Genomic DNA, 16,485 nt, shown 5'->3' on the forward strand with positions numbered 1-16,485 from the left:
ACATGCCGAAAAAAGATCCGCTGCGCCAATACCGTTCGATGCGTGATTTTTCGCAGACGGCCGAACCCAGCGCCGGCGGCGCCGCCAGCACGGAGGCACCCGTCTTCGTGGTGCAGAAGCATTGGGCGACAAGGCTCCACTACGATTTTCGCCTGGAGCTGGACGGAAGCCTGAAGAGCTGGGCGGTTCCCAAAGGCCCGAGCCTCGATCCGGCGGACAAGCGCATGGCCGTGCACGTGGAAGACCATCCCATTTCATACAAGGATTTCGAAGGAACGATTCCCGCGAAGCAGTATGGCGCGGGCAAAGTCATCATTTGGGACCAGGGCGTGTGGAAGGCCCAAGGCGACGCGGCGCGCGGATACCGGGAGGGCAAACTCAAGTTCACGCTGGACGGACGGAAACTGCGCGGCGGATGGACACTGGTGCGAATGAAGGGAAAAAGCGAGAAAAACCCGCCATGGCTGTTGATCAAGGAAAACGATGCGCACGCCCGTCCTTCGAGCTCATTCAACATCGTCGACGAGATGCCGGACAGCGTCGCCGAACCGGTAGCCGCAGCGGGCGAAAGCCTGCCCGCCATGCTCAAGCCCCAGCTCGCAACCCTGGTTGATGCGGCACCGTCCGACGCCGCGGAGTGGGTGTTTGAAGCGAAATTCGACGGCTATCGCCTGCTGGCTCGGGTGGCGGACGGCAGCGCGCGCCTGTATACGCGCAGCGGACTCGACTGGACGCATCGCTTGAGGCCGCTGGCGAAAGCCGCCGGCCGCCTGCCAGAAGGCTGGTACGACGGCGAAATCGTCGTCCTCGACGCAAAAGGCGTCCCCGACTTTCAAGCCTTGCAAGGCTCTTTTGACGACAACTCGCCGGAATCCATCATTTACTATCTTTTCGATCTGCCCTATTCCCTCGGCCGGAACTTGCGCCGCCAGCCCCTGACCCTGCGGCGCGATCGCCTCAAGTCCTTGCTGGAACAATCAGGCCTGCTGGACGGCGATGATGAGCGCATCCGGTTCAGCGAAGGCTTCGACGTCCCTGCCGCAGACCTTCTGGAATCCGCCTGCCGGCTGGGTCTGGAAGGCCTGATCGGCAAGCGCAAGGATTCCTTCTATGTTTCGAGCCGGTCGCCGGATTGGATCAAGCTCAAGTGCGGGCAGCGCCAGGAATTCGTCATCGTCGGCTATACGGAGCCTCAAGGTACGCGCATAGGCGTAGGCGCCTTGCTTCTGGGTGTGCACGACGAAAATGGAACGCTGCGCTATGCAGGCAAGGTGGGCACTGGTTTTCGTTCAGGGTCGCTGGCCGCGCTGCGCAAACAGCTCGATGCGATCCGGACCGCACGCAGCCCGCTCGCCTCCACGGCGGGAACCGAGAAAGGCGCAATATGGGTGCGTCCGGACTTGATGGCCGAGGTGTCCTTCGCGCAATGGACCGGCTCCGGCCGCATACGCCATGCCGTCTTTCATGGGCTGCGTACCGACAAGCCCGCCCGTTCCATTTCCCGGGAAACCAGCATGAAAGCCAGAAAGAACGCCGGCCGAACCACCAAAGTAAGCCATCCCGAACGCGTCGTGGATGAAACGACGGGTACCCGCAAGATCGATATCGTCGATTACTACGCCGACGCGGCTTCTTTATTGATCGAACACCTGAAGGACAGGCCGGTGTCGCTGTTGCGCGCACCTGACGGGGTCACCGGCTCGATGTTTTTTCAAAAGCACCTTGGCCCGACCCAGATACCCGGGATTCGCGAGCTTTCCCGGGACCTTGATCCCGATCACGATCCATTGATGGAGATTCCCGGCACCGAAGGCCTGCTGTCCGCGGCGCAAATGAATGTGATCGAGTTCCATACCTGGAATGCGCGCAAGACGCTGATTGCGAAACCGGACCGCATGACTTTCGACCTCGATCCGGGCAAGGGAGTGGAGTGGCCGGCGGTCCAGGAAGGGGCGCTGATACTGCGCGCCTTCCTGCACGAACTCGAACTTCCCGGCTTCATCAAGACAAGCGGCGGCAAGGGCCTGCACGTCGTGGTGCCGCTGCAGCGGCGCCACGACTGGGATACGGTCAAGTCGTTCTCCCGCGACGTGGTGACCCATCTTGCCAAGACTCTGCCTCGTCATTTCAGCGCACGCAGCGGACCGCGCAACCGCGTCGGGAAAATCTTCATCGACTATCTGCGCAACGGCTTCGGAGCGACCACCGTATGTGCCTGGTCGGCCAGGGCCCGGCCGGGCATAGGCATCTCGGTTCCAATACGATGGGACGAAGTGGAACGCCTGGAGGGGCCGCAGCACTGGCGCCTGGAAAACATCAGGGAGCGCATGAGCGAAGGTAATGCGCCATGGGCGGATTATGCGGAAGCCGCCACCACCTTGACACGGGCAATGCGGATTCTCAAGCAGGCGGCGCCGAATCCTTCACGGAAGGACGCTGACTGAAGCTCGCGTACCACTTCGCCAGTGCCGGATGCGCGCTGCGCCAATCGTAGTCGGCGAAACGGAAATCCAGGTAACCGAGCGCGCAAGCCAGCGAGATCGTGCTGATGTCCACCACACCATCCTTGCCTGCAATGGCTTTCTCGAAATATCCGAGACCGCTGACGATCTTCTCCATCTGGCCCTGTGTCCAGCCTTCCCATTGGAACTCGGCCGGGCGAACCGCCTTCTCGTAGCGCGCCAGGAGCGCGGCATCCAGAATTCCGTCGGCAAGCGATTGTTCCGTCAGCGCCTGCCAACGGCGGTCGGGGTCCGAAGGGAAGATTTCTCCGTTTCCTCGATGATTCAGGTATTCGCAAATGACGCGGCTGTCATACAAGGCCTGACCGGTCTCGGTGAAGAAAGTCGGCACCTGGCCCAGCGGGTTGGTCGCGACGATGGTCTGGTCGCGGGTGACCGGATTCGCGGCGCTCGGCAGCTTCTCGATCTGCTCGGCCAGACCCAGTTCGGCGGCGACCACCATGCACTTGCGTACAAAAGGCGAGGAGGAAGAGAAATAGATCTTCATGCTTGGTTTTCCTGTTGATGTTGATGGCTGGCGGCGCGAGCCAAATGCCGGCCCGCGATCCAGCCGAATGTGAGCCCAGGCCCTAATGTAATACCGGGAGCCGGGTATGCGCCACCCATGACGGACTGCATGTCGTTGCCGACCACGTACAGGCCTGGAATGACCTTGCCATCGGCCATCAAAGCCTGGGCATGCTCATTCGTGGAAACGCCGCAGGCCGTGCCGATGTCGCCGGCGACCACCCGCACGGCATAGAACGGGGGCCGGACGACGGGACCAAGGCAGGGGTTGGGCAGATGGCCCGGGGCGCCCAGATACCGGTTATAGGCCGTGCTTCCCTTTCCGAAATCCAGGTCCTCGCCGTTTTGCGCCATATCGTTGTAGCGCTTCACGGTCTCCGACAATACCGCCGCATCCAGATTCAGCCGCCGTGCGAGATCCTCCAGACTGTCGCCGCGTATCAGATAGCCAGCGTCGATCAAGTGCCGCCTGGGCCGTCCTCCCGGCAATGCCAGGCCCAGGCCCCATTTTTCGATGAAGCCATGGTCGCAGATCAAATAGGCCGGGATGGCGGGCGAGGCCGGATTGGCACCATACATGGCCTTGACGAATTCATGGTACGAGGCCGACTCGTTGACAAAGCGCTTGCCCGACGCATCGACCGCGATCAATCCTGGTTTCGCCCTGTCCCAGACCAAATGGGGGTAGCGAACCGGACCGCCTTCTTTGCGTTCCAGCAGGGATACCGGCGCCCAGAAAGCGGGCGACACGTGGGCATCGCCCATGGCTGCGCCCGCCGCCAAGGCCAGCTCTATGCCCTGGCCCTCGTTGTCGCGCGGCGCCATGGACCAGGGACCGGTGGGCTTGGGATAGTGTTTGCTGCGCAGTGTCTCGTTCCATGGAAAACCGCCGGTAGCGACGACCACGCCCTTACGCGCCCGGATGTTGATGACTGCGCCCTGGCGCTTCACCGCCACACCCAGAATCCGCCCCTCGCCGTCCTGGTGTATGCCGCAGATTGGAGATTCCAGCCAATAGGGAAGACCGTGCTTGAGCACCGCATGAAATAGCTGGGCGGCCAAGGCATTACCCAGCAATAGCCGCGTACCGCGATGATAGCCCCGCAGGCGATCCGCCCAGTAGCGCAGCACCAGCACCCCTCCATGCAAGAACGACTTCAGCGAGCGGCTTGCTCCCAGCAGATGATAGACGTCGTTGATGTTGACCATCATGCCGCCCAGCACCAGGAATTCCTTCAATGGATCCCGCAGTTCACGAAATCGCGCCCCCAGCGTTCTGCCGTCGAACTCCACGGGGTCCAGCGAGCGCCCGCCCATGGCGGCGCCGGGCAGATCCGGATAATAGTCGGGGGAATAGGTGCGCGCAGCGAGCTTGATCGCCCCACGCGACACCATGTAGTCGTACATGGCCGGGCCCGCATCGAGAAAGGCCCGCTTCATATCGGCCGAAGAGGCGTCTCCCACCGTATGGGACAAGTATTCCCAGACTTCCTCATAGCTGTCCGGATGGCCGGCGCCTGCTGCGTCCGCGTTCAGCGGAAGCCAGACCGCACCGCCCGAGATTGCGGTTGATCCGCCGATCCTGGCCGCCTTCTCCACGATCAGTACTTCCAGCCCTTCGAAGTGCGCCGTAAGCGCCGCGGACATGCCGCTGGCGCCGGAGCCCGCGACGACCACGTCGAACGAGCGATCCCAGCGTATAGAATCCTTCATATGATTAAGCTCCCGACCCGCCCAGGGATTTCCCGCCGTCCACGAAAATGACTTGGCCTGTAATGAATTCCATCTTGGGGTCGGCCAGGAAAGACACGGCGTTGGCAATGTCCTCGGGCCTGCCGGCCCTGCCGGTGGGCTGCAGCGCCAGCTGCGCCGCCATGCGTTCCGGATCGAGCGCCCTCAACATGGGGGTGTCGATGAGGCCGGGAGCCACCGCGTTCACCAGTATGCCCCGCGGCCCGAGCTCCATGGCGCAGGCCCTGGTGTAGCCGACCAAAGCCGCCTTGGATGCCACATAATGGATATGATTCCTGGCGCCCAGATAGGCGCGCGAAGCGATATTGACGACTTTCCCACCGGGCCGCATGCCTGCCGCAACCGCCTGCGTCAAGGTGGCGACGGCGACAAGATTGATTTCGTACATGCGCCGGAAGTCCTGCGGATCGGCGTCGAAGAATCCCCGCTCGTCGAAGAGGCCGGCATTATTGACCAGCGCATCGACGGAAGGAAGATCTTCCACCAGCCTGCGGACCGCCGTCGCATCGGTGAGATCCAGCTCGCGCCCCTCGACGTCCAGGCCGTCGCCCCGATACAGTTCCACCACGCTCTTCAGCTGCTCTGCGTTCCGGTCGAGGATCACGGCGTGGAAGCCGTCTTCGGCCAATCTGCGCGCGATCGCCTTGCCTATTCCGCTGGCACCGCCCGTGACCACGGCAATCCGTTTCATATGCGTCAGGCCCCCAGATAGGCGCGCTGCACGCCTTCATCGTTCTGCAGATCGGAAGACCTGCCCTCGAGCGCCACTTCGCCATTTTCGAGAATATAGGCATAGCTGGACACCGCAAGCGCCAGCTTCACGTTCTGCTCGACCAGCAATATGGTCATGCCCTGCTCCCGGTTCAGGGTCAAAATCGTATCGAAGATCTGTTCGATGATCAGCGGAGCCAGGCCCATGGAAGGCTCGTCCAGGAGAATCATGCGCGGCCTGGCCATCATGGCCCTTCCCGTCGCCAGCATCTGCTGCTCTCCGCCCGACAGGGTGGCCGCCTTCTGTGACGCGCGCTCCTTCAGCCTCGGAAAGATCCGGAACACATTGTCGAAGTCACCTGCAATGCCGGAACGGTCGCGCCGCGTGTAGGCGCCCATTTCGAGGTTCTCGCGGACACTCATGTCGCGGAAGACTTCGCGGCCTTCCGGCACCTGGATGATTCCCCGGCGAACGATTTCGTCCGTCGGAAGGTCATGGATGGCTTGCCCATCGAACCGGACCGAACCGGATGTGGGCCGCACGATGCGCGAGATCACATTGAGCGTCGTCGACTTTCCCGCGCCATTGGCGCCCAATAGCGCGACGATTTCCCCTTTGGGCACTTGCAGCGACACGTTCTCCAGCGCCGAAATATTCCCATAGGACGCGGAAACCGACTCCACCCGCAGCAGTGGCTCACTCATGAGCGCCCCCTTTGCCCAGATAGGCCTCGATGACTTTCTCGTTGCTGCGAATCTCCTGGGGCGTGCCTTCGGCAATCTTCTGTCCGAAGGACATCACGGTGATGCGCTCGGAAATGGACATGACGAGCTGCATGACGTGCTCCACCAGCAATATCGTCATGCCTTCCTTGCCGGCAAGCTCCGTGAGTATGCTGTCCAGCGCATCGATTTCGCGGTTGCGCAAGCCGGCAGCCGGTTCGTCGAGCAGCAGGAGCTTGGGCCGGATCGCCATGGCCCGCGCAAGTTCCAGCATTTTCTGGCGTCCGAAATCCAGGCCTTTTGCAAAATGATGCCGATAATCGATCAACCCCACCCGCTGCAGGAGGTGTTCGGCAAACTCGCGGGTCTCGACGGCGGGTGCCCTCAGCACCTTGCGGAGGCCGCGGGCGCCGTGCGAATAGGTTCCAAGCAGCACGTTCTCGAGCACGGACAATTCGTTGAAGAGTTCCAGATTTTGAAAGGTGCGCGCCACGCCCATGCCGGCCATTTCGTCCGCGCGCCGGTGGGTGATGTCCGTGCCATCGAACCGGATGCTGCCTTGCGTGGGGTCGTAGTAGCGCGAAATGCAATTGAAGGTGGTCGACTTGCCCGCGCCGTTGGGGCCGATGAGCGCGTGTACGGTGCCCCGCTTCACCTCGAACGAGAGATCCTTGATGGCCGTCAGCCCGCCGAACTGCACCGTCAAGCCTTTGAGCGACAGCAGATTATCGTGAGAACTCATGCCTTGGTCCCCTTCGCTTCCGTTCCGACACGGCTTTTTCCTCCGACTTCCCGAGCGATGACGGATCGCCTCGATTCCCGCCCGCTGAAGAGCCCTTTGGGCAGAAACATCATGAATAAAATGAGGATGGCGCCATAAATGATCTCCTGGAAAGAAAGGACCTGACGCAATAGCTCAGAAATCAGCCCGAAAATGACGGCGCCGGCGATGGCGCCACGAACCGAACCGATACCGCCCACCACGATCATGATCAGGATCAGCACCGTTGCCTGGAAGCCCAGGCTGTCGGGGTGGATGAAGGAAGAAAACGTCGTAAACAGACCGCCCGCCAGCCCGGCATAGGCGGCGGAAATCATGAAGGCGATGCGTTTGACCCGATTGACGTTCACGCCCATGGCCTGCGCCGCCACATCGCTTTCGCGCACGGCCCGAAACGCGGAGCCGAGCTGCGAGCGGGACAGGTACACGGTCAGCCCGAGCATGGCGCCCGCCGCCAGCACGACGAATGGATAGGCGCGCAGGTCCGACACGAGCTCGAAGCCGAAGAACTGGGCGGGCGACATCCGATAACCGTTGGACCCATTGGTGACGGCAACCCAGTTCAGGAAAACCCATTGCATGGCTTCCCCGAAAGCGAAAGTCGACAAGGCGAGATAGATATCACGCATCCGGATCGCAAGCGCGCCCAGCATGTACCCGAGGACTCCCGCCACCACTGCGCTGACGAGTATGGAAATGACGAAGTTGGGGTGCCAGGCATTATTGATGATGCCCGCGGTGTAGATGCCTATGCCGTAGAAGGCGATATGCGCCAGCGCGAACTGCCCGGTCTCGCCCAGGACGATGTGCAAGCCCAGCGCGAGCACGATGTAGACCATCAGGAGATTGACGATAAAGAGCACGTAGCCGCTGGCCACGAAGGGCAAGACCGCCAGTATTGCGGCGCAGGCCAGCAGCAGTCCCTTGTCGAGATCGATTTTCATACTTTCTTAACCTGCAGCTTGCCGCCAAGGATGCCTTGGGGACGAACGATCAGAACGATCATGATGGCAAGAAAAGGCGCGACCACGATGGCGTTGGTCGAAATGAACAGCCCCACCAGGTTTTCCGCGACGCCGATGATGAAGCCGCCCACGATGGCCCCGGGAATGCTCGAGATTCCCCCCACGATGGCGGCAGCGAAGGCCAGGATGGCGATGTGCCCGATGTCCGGTGTGATCAGGATCTTGGGGGCGATGAGTAAGGCCGTCACGGCGGAAATCAGGCCGGCCAGCGCCCAGACCGCCGTGCGGATGCGCACCAGGCTTACCCCGACAATCTGCGCGGCGCGGGGATTCATGCCTACCGCCCTCATCGCCTTGCCGATGCGGGTGAAATTGAACATCAGGAACAGCGCCACCATCGTGCCGACGGCGACTGCAAAGATCATGAGGTCGAGCTTGGTAAGGAACGCGTCCCCGATCATGACGGTGTCGGTCGACACGAGAGGCGGCAGCGACCTGGGCGAATCGCCCAGGCCGGTCTGCCGAACGGCGCCCTTGAGCACATAGGCCAGCCCCAACGTCGCGATGACCAGCTGGACGCCGACGCCCTTCGATTTCACCACCTTCTCCATGACGATGCGCTGGAACAGCGCAGTGATGGCGGCAACGAACAGCAAGGTCAAGGGAATGACCACCCACGAAGGCCATTGCTGCATGAGCACCATGGCCAGGGCGGCGTATCCGCCCACCATGAAGATCTCGCCCTGGGCAAAATTGGGCACGTCCGTCGTCTTGAATACCGTGACGAAGGCGACGGCAAGAAGCGCATAGACGCTTCCCGTCACCAGGCCCGAGAGCACTCCCTGCTGCAGGAACAGCCAGACTTCCGTTAGCGTCATTGTCTTGTTCTCCACCTTCCGCCGGCCGTCAACCGGCGGCCGGCATCCGCCCCGTGCGGGACTCTCCTTCTATTGCTTGGGAACGTACTGCCAGACGCTCTTGAACGTGCCCGGAATCAACTCTTTGTTGACGCCGTCGAACTTGATGTAGATGGCGGATTTCAACGCCGCATGGTCCGTGGGCGTGAACTCGACCGGCGCCGCCATCACGTTGGTTTCCAGCTTCATGTTCTCGAGCGCGCTCAGCACTTTCTCCCGCGTGGGCTCGGGTCCGGCCTCTTGCAGTGCCTTTACGATAGACATGGCCGACGGCAGCCCGTAGGGCATGTAGCTTTGCGGATGTCCCGGCTTGGCTGCCAGGTCCGGGTAGTATTGCTTGTACATGTCATACACCCACGCCAGCTTGGGATCCGAGGGCAGCGCGGCCAGCACGTCCTGAATATAGAAGTTCTTCAGGGCGTCCGGCCCACCCACGTTCTCGACCAGCTGCGTCAAATCGGCGGTGCCGGTCACGGTCAGCACAATGGGCTTGGTCCAGCCCAGTTCGCGCGCCTTCTTGATGATGAGCGCCGCCGGCCGGGCATAGGTGGTGAGCACCAGCACGTCTGGGTTGGCGGCCCGGATCTTCAGCATGGGCGCCGTCACATCATTGATGTTGGCGTTGATGGACTGCACATTGAGGCTGACATCGCCCAGCTGCTTCACCTGCGCCTCGGCCGCCTCCAGGTTCCATGTACCGTAGGCATCATCATGGTTGATGTAGCCGATCTTCTTGGCCTTGAGGTGTTCCGCCACAAATTGCACGGCGGAGCCGCCGAGAGCATGCTGGGAAATCGAGAAGGCTCCATAGATGTACTTGGAAGGCGGATACAGCGCCCCGTCGCCCGATGCGTTCAGCATCAGGAAGGGAACCTTGGCACGCTCGACATATTCACGAGCGCCCACCACCGCTGCCGAGCAGGAGCCGCCATTCAGCAGAAAGACCTTGTCCTGCTCTACCAGCTTCTTCACCGCCGCCACCAGGTCATTCGCGTTGCAGCGGGTATCCTCGATGACAAGTTCGATCTGGCGGCCATGAATGCCACCCTCTTTGTTGATCTTGTCGTACCACATTTTTGCGGCGTTGATCACGTCGAAACCATAGGCCATGCCCGGCCCTGAAAGCGGCGAGAACAGGCCGATGCGTATCGTCTTGTCGGTAATGCCGGGTTCGGTCTGGGCGAGCGCGGGTTGCATTGCGCCCACGCCGGCGATCAGCACCGCCATTGCCATGCGTTTGAATATCTTCATATTGATGTCTCCATGGTATTTATAGTCAGTTCACTGCCGCATTCGAAAGCGAACTCATTGCATGCGATAGCCGCCATTCACATCAATGACGCCACCTGTGATGTATCCCGCCTCTTCCGAAACGAGATAATCGACGGCCGAGGCCACGTCGGCCACCGTGCCGATGCGGCCCAGCGGGATGCTGGCCGCCGCTGCCTCCATCGCACCGCTGCTGGTCACCGTGCTGCGCAGCATTTCGGTATCGATCAAACCTGGTGAAACGCTATTGACGGTAATGCCCAGCGACGCGACCTCGCGCGCCAGCGCTTTGGTGAATCCGAGCACGGCGGATTTGGCGGCGATATAAGAGGCGCTCGATCGATAGCCGCCCAATTGAGCGGCAACCGATCCGAAAGTGATGAAGCGGCCATGCGGGACGGGCGCCGCCTCGCGGCGCCGGACATAAGCGCGGGCGCAAAGGAAGACGCCTGTCGCGTTCACGGCCATGCTTCGATTCCAGAGTTCGAGCTCCGTGGATTTGATCAAGGGCCGATCCCCGTTGGGCTCGAACTGCAGCAAGCCCGCAGCGCATACCACCACGCGTACCGGACCGTGATCGGATTCCAGCTTGGAGAATGCCGACTCGACCGCGGCCTCGTCCGCCACATCGAACGCCAGGGACAAGTGCGTGGGTCCCAGTTCTTCGGCCACCGCACGCGCACGCTGCGCGTCGAGGTCCGCCACCACGACTGTCAAACCTCTATCCGCAAGCCTGCGGCAAATTTCCGACCCGATGCCGCCCGCCGCGCCGGTAACCAATGCGAGGCCCGACCCCTTTGTCTCCTTGTGTTGCTCCATGCTTTTGCCCGTATGTATACATGTGATGTGCGATCTCTTCCTGATAATTGAAAAATATCAAGAATATCGTCTAGAGGAGGCAATTATGAATACATGAGACTAAGGCAAAAATTAAGGTTTACCCTAGATTTCTCCAAAAAACCCTTCAATTCCAGTGGTAGAAGCCGGCTTTCCATGTATACAATTCTTCTCATGGATACATTATCACATTCAGTTACAGAAACATTGCGCGAATGGATCATCCAGGGTGTGCTTCCGCCCGGTGAGCGGCTGGAAGAGATTCCGTTAGCGAAGAAGCTGGGCGTATCGCGGACTCCGGTACGGGCCGCCCTGGCGTTGCTGGGCAACGACGGACTGCTCGAGCACCAGCCCAAACGCGGCTACACAGTGCGCGTGTATAAATTCGAAGAGGTCATAGGAGCCTATGAGGTCCGATCAGTGCTCGAAGGACTGGCATGCAGGCGGGCAGCCCAGCGCGGCCTCAGCGAGTCCGCCAAGGACGAGTTGCTGGCCTGCCTTGCCCAAGGGGATGCCATCCTGGCCTGCGGCAGCTTGCGGCCCGAAGACCATGCGCCCTATCAACAAGTCAATGTCCGGATTCACAATACCATCCTGCATGCCGCCGACAACTCATGGGTGACGCGTTTCGCAACCCAGGCGCAGACCACGCCCTTCGCCTCGGATCGCATCATGCTTTGGGACGACTACGACATCATCTACCGCTCGCATGGCGACCACCATCGCATCGTCGAGGCAATCATCAAACGGGATGCCGCAAGGGCCGAGGCACTGATGCGGGAACATGTCTACTACGCCGGCATCATCCTCACGAACAACTATGAAAGACTGGCACGGCAAGAGATTCCGCCGGGCGCAACCGCCGCCGGGCCACAAACAGGGCTGCTCGCGCAGCCCTGAACAAGAAACCCGGCCGCGTCAGCCCACCATGCGCGGCAACACCGTGGTTTCGCTGGAACGCGCATGCCAAACCGCCGCGACGATATGCCCGACGATCGAAGCCAGCAGAACCAGGCCAAGCAAGCCATGGAAATTGCCGCCCAGATCCACCATCCAGTGGATCCGCCCGCCCTCGAAGCCGTCCATCAAAGGCAAGCCGAAGGGAGAGAATTCCCTTCCCGAGCCATACTGCCGGATCAGGCCAATGAGCGGGACGGCGAACATCAAGACATACATCAGCTTATGGCCGATACTAGCCGCCGCACTGACGGAAGCCGGCCGCCTCGAGAAGTTCAGGGCGGCCCATATGGTGCGCAGCACGATCAGCAGCATCAGCAAGGCCCCCACCGGCTTGTGCGTCGCCCACATGAACTGGTCGAACGGCGAATCCTCGGCGAATATTCTGGCTCCGACCGAGGTGAACTGCCAGGCAAACAATACCGCCATCCCCCAATGCAGAAACCGAGTCACCAGCCCATAACGGGACGACGAATCACAGAACGTGGCGGATGCTTGCATGTTTTTCCCCTTTTTGAATTTCAAACTCGGCAGCCTATCAGAGGAATGTAGACGATCTGAAGCACGAATGGTTCCATTGGGCCGTCAGGCGCTTGAACTATACAGAAAACTCAGGCGCCCGGATTTCGGGATCGACGGAGATCGGCCGACGGCACCCTCACCAAGTTGAACCGCTTATTCGAGAAGACGGGGAGCAGAGGCTCATGCAGATCGCGTACGGCCGCGTCCAGCCTGTCCTTGGGAATCGCCAGATAGAACGCCTCGCCCTGTGTCATGAGCCGCGCCAGGTCCGCTTCCGTGATTTCCCGAGCATGCCCCGCCGAATAGAATTGAGCCGAGAAAGGAAGCTCCGCAAGATAGAACAGCGGTACCGAAGGCCCGGGCTGGTGCATGGCGTACCGGACCAGCTCGCGTTCCGTATTTCGCAGGTCGGGCTCCATCCACATGACGGCGCCTCCCGCCGACACCGCCATGGGCACCAGCGCGGCGGCCCACAGCAACCTACCGCGCAGCGACGCATACCGGTCCATTATCTCGACCGCCAGCATGGCCGCGAGAACGCTGAAACCCGCCAAAGAAGGGAGCAGATACGTCCAGAGTATGTTGGCGGAGAAGGTAAAGAAAACGGGTACGAACAGCGCGCTCGACATCCAATAGCCAAACAGTGGCCTCTCGCGGGCGGCTTGCATTGCCATGCGCAGACGCACGCTGCGATACGCACCAGCCACCGCGGCCAGAGCGAGCAGGCCCCACGGAAACGACGCTTGCAGCCAGTAAATCCATATCGTGCCATGGACCCGCCTATGGGCGCTGCCGTATAGATCTCCTGCCCATCCCGGGTCGACGAACCGCCGGTAGTGTTCGCCCACGATGAAGTAATCGATGAATCCCGGGGTTTTGATCTCGGCTAAAACATACCACGGCAAAGTCAAAAGCAGGGTAAGCGCCAGCCCATTTCGCCATGGTAGCGACACCGTGGCTTTCCGGATATTGCGGTGGAAAACCGTCCAGATCCCGATAGGCGCTGCGATGACAAGCACTGCCAGAGGGCCTTTGGCCAGCAGACCGATGGCAAGGCCCAGGAACACTCCGTATCGCCACCGTTGCGCACCGCCGCCATGCGCCACCCGGGCGAACGAAACCAGGGACAGCGTCGTGCCCAGCGCCAAGAACGGGTCGGTCAGGACGGCATTCGAACTTATGTAGGCCAAGGTGCATGTGCTATAGATGATGGCCGTCCATAATGCGACGCGCGCGCCCAGCACGGGCTTTAACCCGATGACGAACAAGATGCAGGTCAGGACCAGGCACAGCCAAGATGGAAGACGGCCGGCGAACTCGGTGTAGCCGAATGCCCTCATTGAAATCGCCTGCGCCCAGAATGAAAGCGGGGGCTTGCCCCAAAAAGGCACGCCATCGCTGAACCACGGAGTGATCCAATCCCCGGTCTCCGCCATGACCCTCGCGATCTCCGCGTAGCGGGGTTCACTGGTATCGTAGAACGGGACGATCGTCATGGAGAAGAGCGGCAACGGCAAAATCAACGAAAACAGCGGCCAGACTGCTTTACTCGGCTGCTGCATAGCCATCCTTGCTTGCCTTGTTCCAGCCGAACTTGCCGTTGATGCCGCTCGCCGCCTTCCCGCTGCGCATCACGTCGCGCACGATATAAACCGGACGCCGCTTGGTTTCGTAGTACGTCTTGCCGAGGTACTCTCCCAGCAGGCCTATCGATAGAAGCTGCGCCCCTCCGAGAATTGCAATCATGGATATGAGCGACGGGTATCCTTGAACGGGGTCGCCCAGAACCAGCGCCTTGACGACGATCCAGAGAGTGAACAGCACACCGAACAGAGCGGTCAGAAGCCCGCCCGCCATGGCGAGCCGCAAGGGAGCGGTAGAGAAAGAAGTGATCCCTTGGAATGCAAGATTGAACAGGCTCAGATAGTCCCACTTGGTAGCGCCGGCAATGCGCGGCATCCTGTCATATTCAATGACCGTCGTTGGCAGCCCGATCCATGCGAACAAGCCCTTCATGTATCGATTACGTTCATTGAGCTGAAGCAAGGCATCCACCGCCTTACGGCTCAGCAAGCGAAAGTCGCCGGTGTCCGGCGGGATGTCGACATCGCTGATCGCATTGAGCAGTCTGTAGAACCCATGCGCGCTGAAGCGCTTAAACCAGGACTCTCCCGCCCGAGAACGCCGACGCATGCACACCACTTCGGCGCCCGCTTTCCAGGCCTGCATCATTCGCGGAATAAGTTCCGGCGGATCCTGCAGGTCCGCATCCATGATGATGACCGCCTCGCCGCCCGCATGCTCCAGGCCGGCCGTAAGCGCCGCTTCCTTTCCGAAGTTGCGGCTGAGGAAAACCGCCGTGACGGTCGAGTCTTTAGCAGCCAGTTCGTGGAGCATGTGGGACGTGCCATCCCGGCTGCCATCATCCACCAGAACCAGTTCGTAAGCGACCTGCAAGCCAACAAGCACCGCCGTCACGCGCGCGTACATGGCCTGGATAACCTCATGCTCGTCGTACAGCGGGATGACGACCGACAGCCCTATCGGATGGGCCGCGTACGCATCGCACGGCCATTCTTCGGCTAAAGCATTCATCGAACAAAATCCTTTCGTAAAGAATAAAAGAATCGTTCCCTCCGCCACCACGGCGAGAGGCCTGGGCTTCGACAAGCCCAAACGATGAAGTCAGGATACGAAAGCGGGCAACAAGAATTCGTTAAGCAAACATCAAGATTTCATCAACAGGTCCTGGGACCTGTTGACGCCCAGGCGTATTTTTGTGCCGTTCTTGTCCGTGTGCGCAATATCGAGGCGCCAACCCAGTCTTTCAGCCATCAACGTGACGATGTAAAGGCCCAGTCCGCTCAGCGCTCCCCCATCGGCCGCCAGCTTCTTTCGCCCCGTCAGGATGGCCTGATGCTCCACCGCCAAGCCATGCCCCTGGTCCTCTATCTCTATGGAGTCTTTGCATATCGTCAGTCTGATGTCATGTTCGGTATGCTGCGCCGCATTCTGGATGAGGTTGCGAAGCAGCATTCCAACCATCACGGGATCCGCTTCCACAAGCAGCGTAGACGCCGTGTCGAGCCTTGCCCGGCCTTCCAGCTTATGGCCGACCGCCAAATCATCAAGGACCTTCTGCGCAATCGCGCCGACGTCTATCGACTCCCTAACCGGATCGCCCGGGTCACGGCGCGCGAGCTTGAGCAGAATCTCGACGTTGTCCCTCATTTCATCACATGCCTGCCGAACGCGCCTCAATGTAGCCCGGTCGTTATCGCTTAGCTGATCGCGCAGTTCTATCACGTCCAAAGCGCCGGACATCACCGCTATCGGCGTCCTCAGTTCATGGCTGGCCAGGCTCAAAAGGGATTGCTCCCTGCGGACAAAGGATTCGAGCTCGTCGAGAAACCGGTTGAATGTCCGCGCGATCGAATGCAGTTCGACATCGCCGTAGTCAACCGTCATGCGCGGCATGCTGGGCCCGACGGGTATTCTGCTGATGCGCTCGGACAAGAGCCTCAGCGGCCTGACGATACGGCGGCTGCTCAATATGGCAAGCAACAGGCTGAACGCAACGATGATCAGCGCCATGATGATGAGGGCAACTCCGAAGAGCGCTTCGCGTTTCTCGAAATGCGTTATGTTCTTTGCTATATACAGCACACCATTGCTCGCCGGCTCCACCGTCACGAGGTAGGTTTCATCCCCGAGTTCGATTTCCGCTGCGTAATGCCTTGGCAACCCCCTGAATATTTGCGGCAAAGCAGGGGGATGGGCTTCGCCGGAGGGCAAGAAGGCGACCGAAAACCCCGGCGTGTCCCATATAAAAACATCGTCTCCAGCATGATTCTGGAGTATGAAATCGCGCTCCTGTGCGAACTCGACGTTGAGCATGGTGTGCTCCAAGTCCTCATTGACCAGAAGGACGGTCGCCACCATGGCGAGCGTCGTGATCACGCTCACGGCGAGAATGGCCCGATAGACTCGCCTTGCAATCGACCTCGGTTTCATGGACTGGC

The 16,485-nt window shown here is 60.6% G+C and carries 15 protein-coding genes; 2 read left to right on the top strand and 13 right to left on the bottom strand.

The features are described from left to right. Nucleotides 1-2 precede the first annotated feature (2 nt). Nucleotides 3-2,444 carry a DNA ligase D gene (gene ligD, locus ACSBPU_RS14925; RefSeq protein ID WP_442592817.1) on the top strand — a complete coding sequence of 814 codons (2,442 nt, stop codon included), beginning with the start codon at nucleotides 3-5 and terminating at the stop codon, nucleotides 2,442-2,444. Here ligD and ACSBPU_RS14930 read toward each other — a convergent pair. The 9 genes from ACSBPU_RS14930 to ACSBPU_RS14970 all read right to left on the bottom strand — a co-directional run bounded on the left by ACSBPU_RS14930 (nucleotide 2,401) and on the right by ACSBPU_RS14970 (nucleotide 10,966). Further along, a complete protein-coding gene (locus ACSBPU_RS14930) occupies nucleotides 2,401-3,009 on the bottom strand; it encodes a glutathione S-transferase (protein WP_442592818.1) in 609 nt (202 codons plus the stop codon). The two genes, ligD and ACSBPU_RS14930, sit on opposite strands and share 44 nt — an antisense overlap. After that, nucleotides 3,006-4,742 (bottom strand): FAD-binding protein, encoded by a 1,737-nt coding sequence (locus ACSBPU_RS14935; RefSeq protein ID WP_442592819.1) that lies wholly within the window; start codon nucleotides 4,740-4,742, stop codon nucleotides 3,006-3,008. Before ACSBPU_RS14935 ends, ACSBPU_RS14930 begins: the two co-directional genes overlap by 4 nt. Before the next feature lie 4 nt (nucleotides 4,743-4,746). Next, a complete protein-coding gene (locus ACSBPU_RS14940) occupies nucleotides 4,747-5,472 on the bottom strand; it encodes an SDR family NAD(P)-dependent oxidoreductase (RefSeq protein ID WP_442592820.1) in 726 nt (241 codons plus the stop codon). Nucleotides 5,473-5,477: 5 nt separating this feature from the next. Continuing rightward, nucleotides 5,478-6,197, bottom strand: a complete 720-nt coding sequence (locus ACSBPU_RS14945; protein ID WP_442592821.1) for an ABC transporter ATP-binding protein — start codon at nucleotides 6,195-6,197, stop codon at nucleotides 5,478-5,480. Further along, complete coding sequence (locus tag ACSBPU_RS14950) at nucleotides 6,190-6,957, bottom strand: ABC transporter ATP-binding protein (RefSeq protein ID WP_442592822.1); 768 nt, start codon at nucleotides 6,955-6,957, stop codon at nucleotides 6,190-6,192. The genes ACSBPU_RS14945 and ACSBPU_RS14950 overlap by 8 nt, the downstream gene beginning before the upstream one ends. Further along, nucleotides 6,954-7,940, bottom strand: a complete 987-nt coding sequence (locus tag ACSBPU_RS14955; RefSeq protein WP_442592823.1) for a branched-chain amino acid ABC transporter permease — start codon at nucleotides 7,938-7,940, stop codon at nucleotides 6,954-6,956. The genes ACSBPU_RS14950 and ACSBPU_RS14955 overlap by 4 nt, the downstream gene beginning before the upstream one ends. Further along, nucleotides 7,937-8,839, bottom strand: coding sequence for a branched-chain amino acid ABC transporter permease (locus ACSBPU_RS14960; RefSeq protein ID WP_442592824.1), 903 nt, complete (start codon nucleotides 8,837-8,839; stop codon nucleotides 7,937-7,939). The genes ACSBPU_RS14955 and ACSBPU_RS14960 overlap by 4 nt, the downstream gene beginning before the upstream one ends. Before the next feature lie 69 nt (nucleotides 8,840-8,908). Further along, nucleotides 8,909-10,129, bottom strand: a complete 1,221-nt coding sequence (locus ACSBPU_RS14965) for an ABC transporter substrate-binding protein (RefSeq protein ID WP_180068122.1) — start codon at nucleotides 10,127-10,129, stop codon at nucleotides 8,909-8,911. A 54-nt stretch (nucleotides 10,130-10,183) separates the two neighbouring features. Further along, entirely contained in the window at nucleotides 10,184-10,966 is a 783-nt protein-coding gene (locus ACSBPU_RS14970; RefSeq protein WP_442592825.1) for an SDR family NAD(P)-dependent oxidoreductase, read from the bottom strand. 192 nt (nucleotides 10,967-11,158) lie between these two features. On the opposite strand from ACSBPU_RS14970, the gene ACSBPU_RS14975 reads away from it, so the two are divergent. Further along, on the top strand, nucleotides 11,159-11,884 hold the full coding sequence (locus tag ACSBPU_RS14975) for an FCD domain-containing protein (RefSeq protein WP_180068120.1): 726 nt from the start codon (nucleotides 11,159-11,161) through the stop codon (nucleotides 11,882-11,884). 18 nt (nucleotides 11,885-11,902) lie between these two features. On the opposite strand, the gene ACSBPU_RS14980 is transcribed toward ACSBPU_RS14975, so the two are convergent. From ACSBPU_RS14980 to ACSBPU_RS14995, 4 genes are all read right to left on the bottom strand, one after another. Continuing rightward, nucleotides 11,903-12,442: a cytochrome b gene (locus tag ACSBPU_RS14980; RefSeq protein WP_442592826.1), complete on the bottom strand. Its 540-nt coding sequence runs from the start codon at nucleotides 12,440-12,442 to the stop codon at nucleotides 11,903-11,905. A 110-nt stretch (nucleotides 12,443-12,552) separates the two neighbouring features. Beyond that, a complete protein-coding gene (locus tag ACSBPU_RS14985) occupies nucleotides 12,553-14,025 on the bottom strand; it encodes an ArnT family glycosyltransferase (protein WP_442592827.1) in 1,473 nt (490 codons plus the stop codon). Beyond that, nucleotides 14,009-15,058, bottom strand: coding sequence for a glycosyltransferase family 2 protein (locus tag ACSBPU_RS14990; protein ID WP_442592828.1), 1,050 nt, complete (start codon nucleotides 15,056-15,058; stop codon nucleotides 14,009-14,011). Before ACSBPU_RS14990 ends, ACSBPU_RS14985 begins: the two co-directional genes overlap by 17 nt. 132 nt (nucleotides 15,059-15,190) lie before the next feature. Further along, complete coding sequence (locus ACSBPU_RS14995) at nucleotides 15,191-16,477, bottom strand: ATP-binding protein (protein ID WP_442592829.1); 1,287 nt, start codon at nucleotides 16,475-16,477, stop codon at nucleotides 15,191-15,193. Between the last annotated feature and the right edge of the window lie 8 nt (nucleotides 16,478-16,485).

The organism is Parapusillimonas sp. JC17, assembly GCF_052180245.1.
Taxonomy (GTDB): Bacteria; Pseudomonadota; Gammaproteobacteria; order Burkholderiales; family Burkholderiaceae_B; genus Parapusillimonas.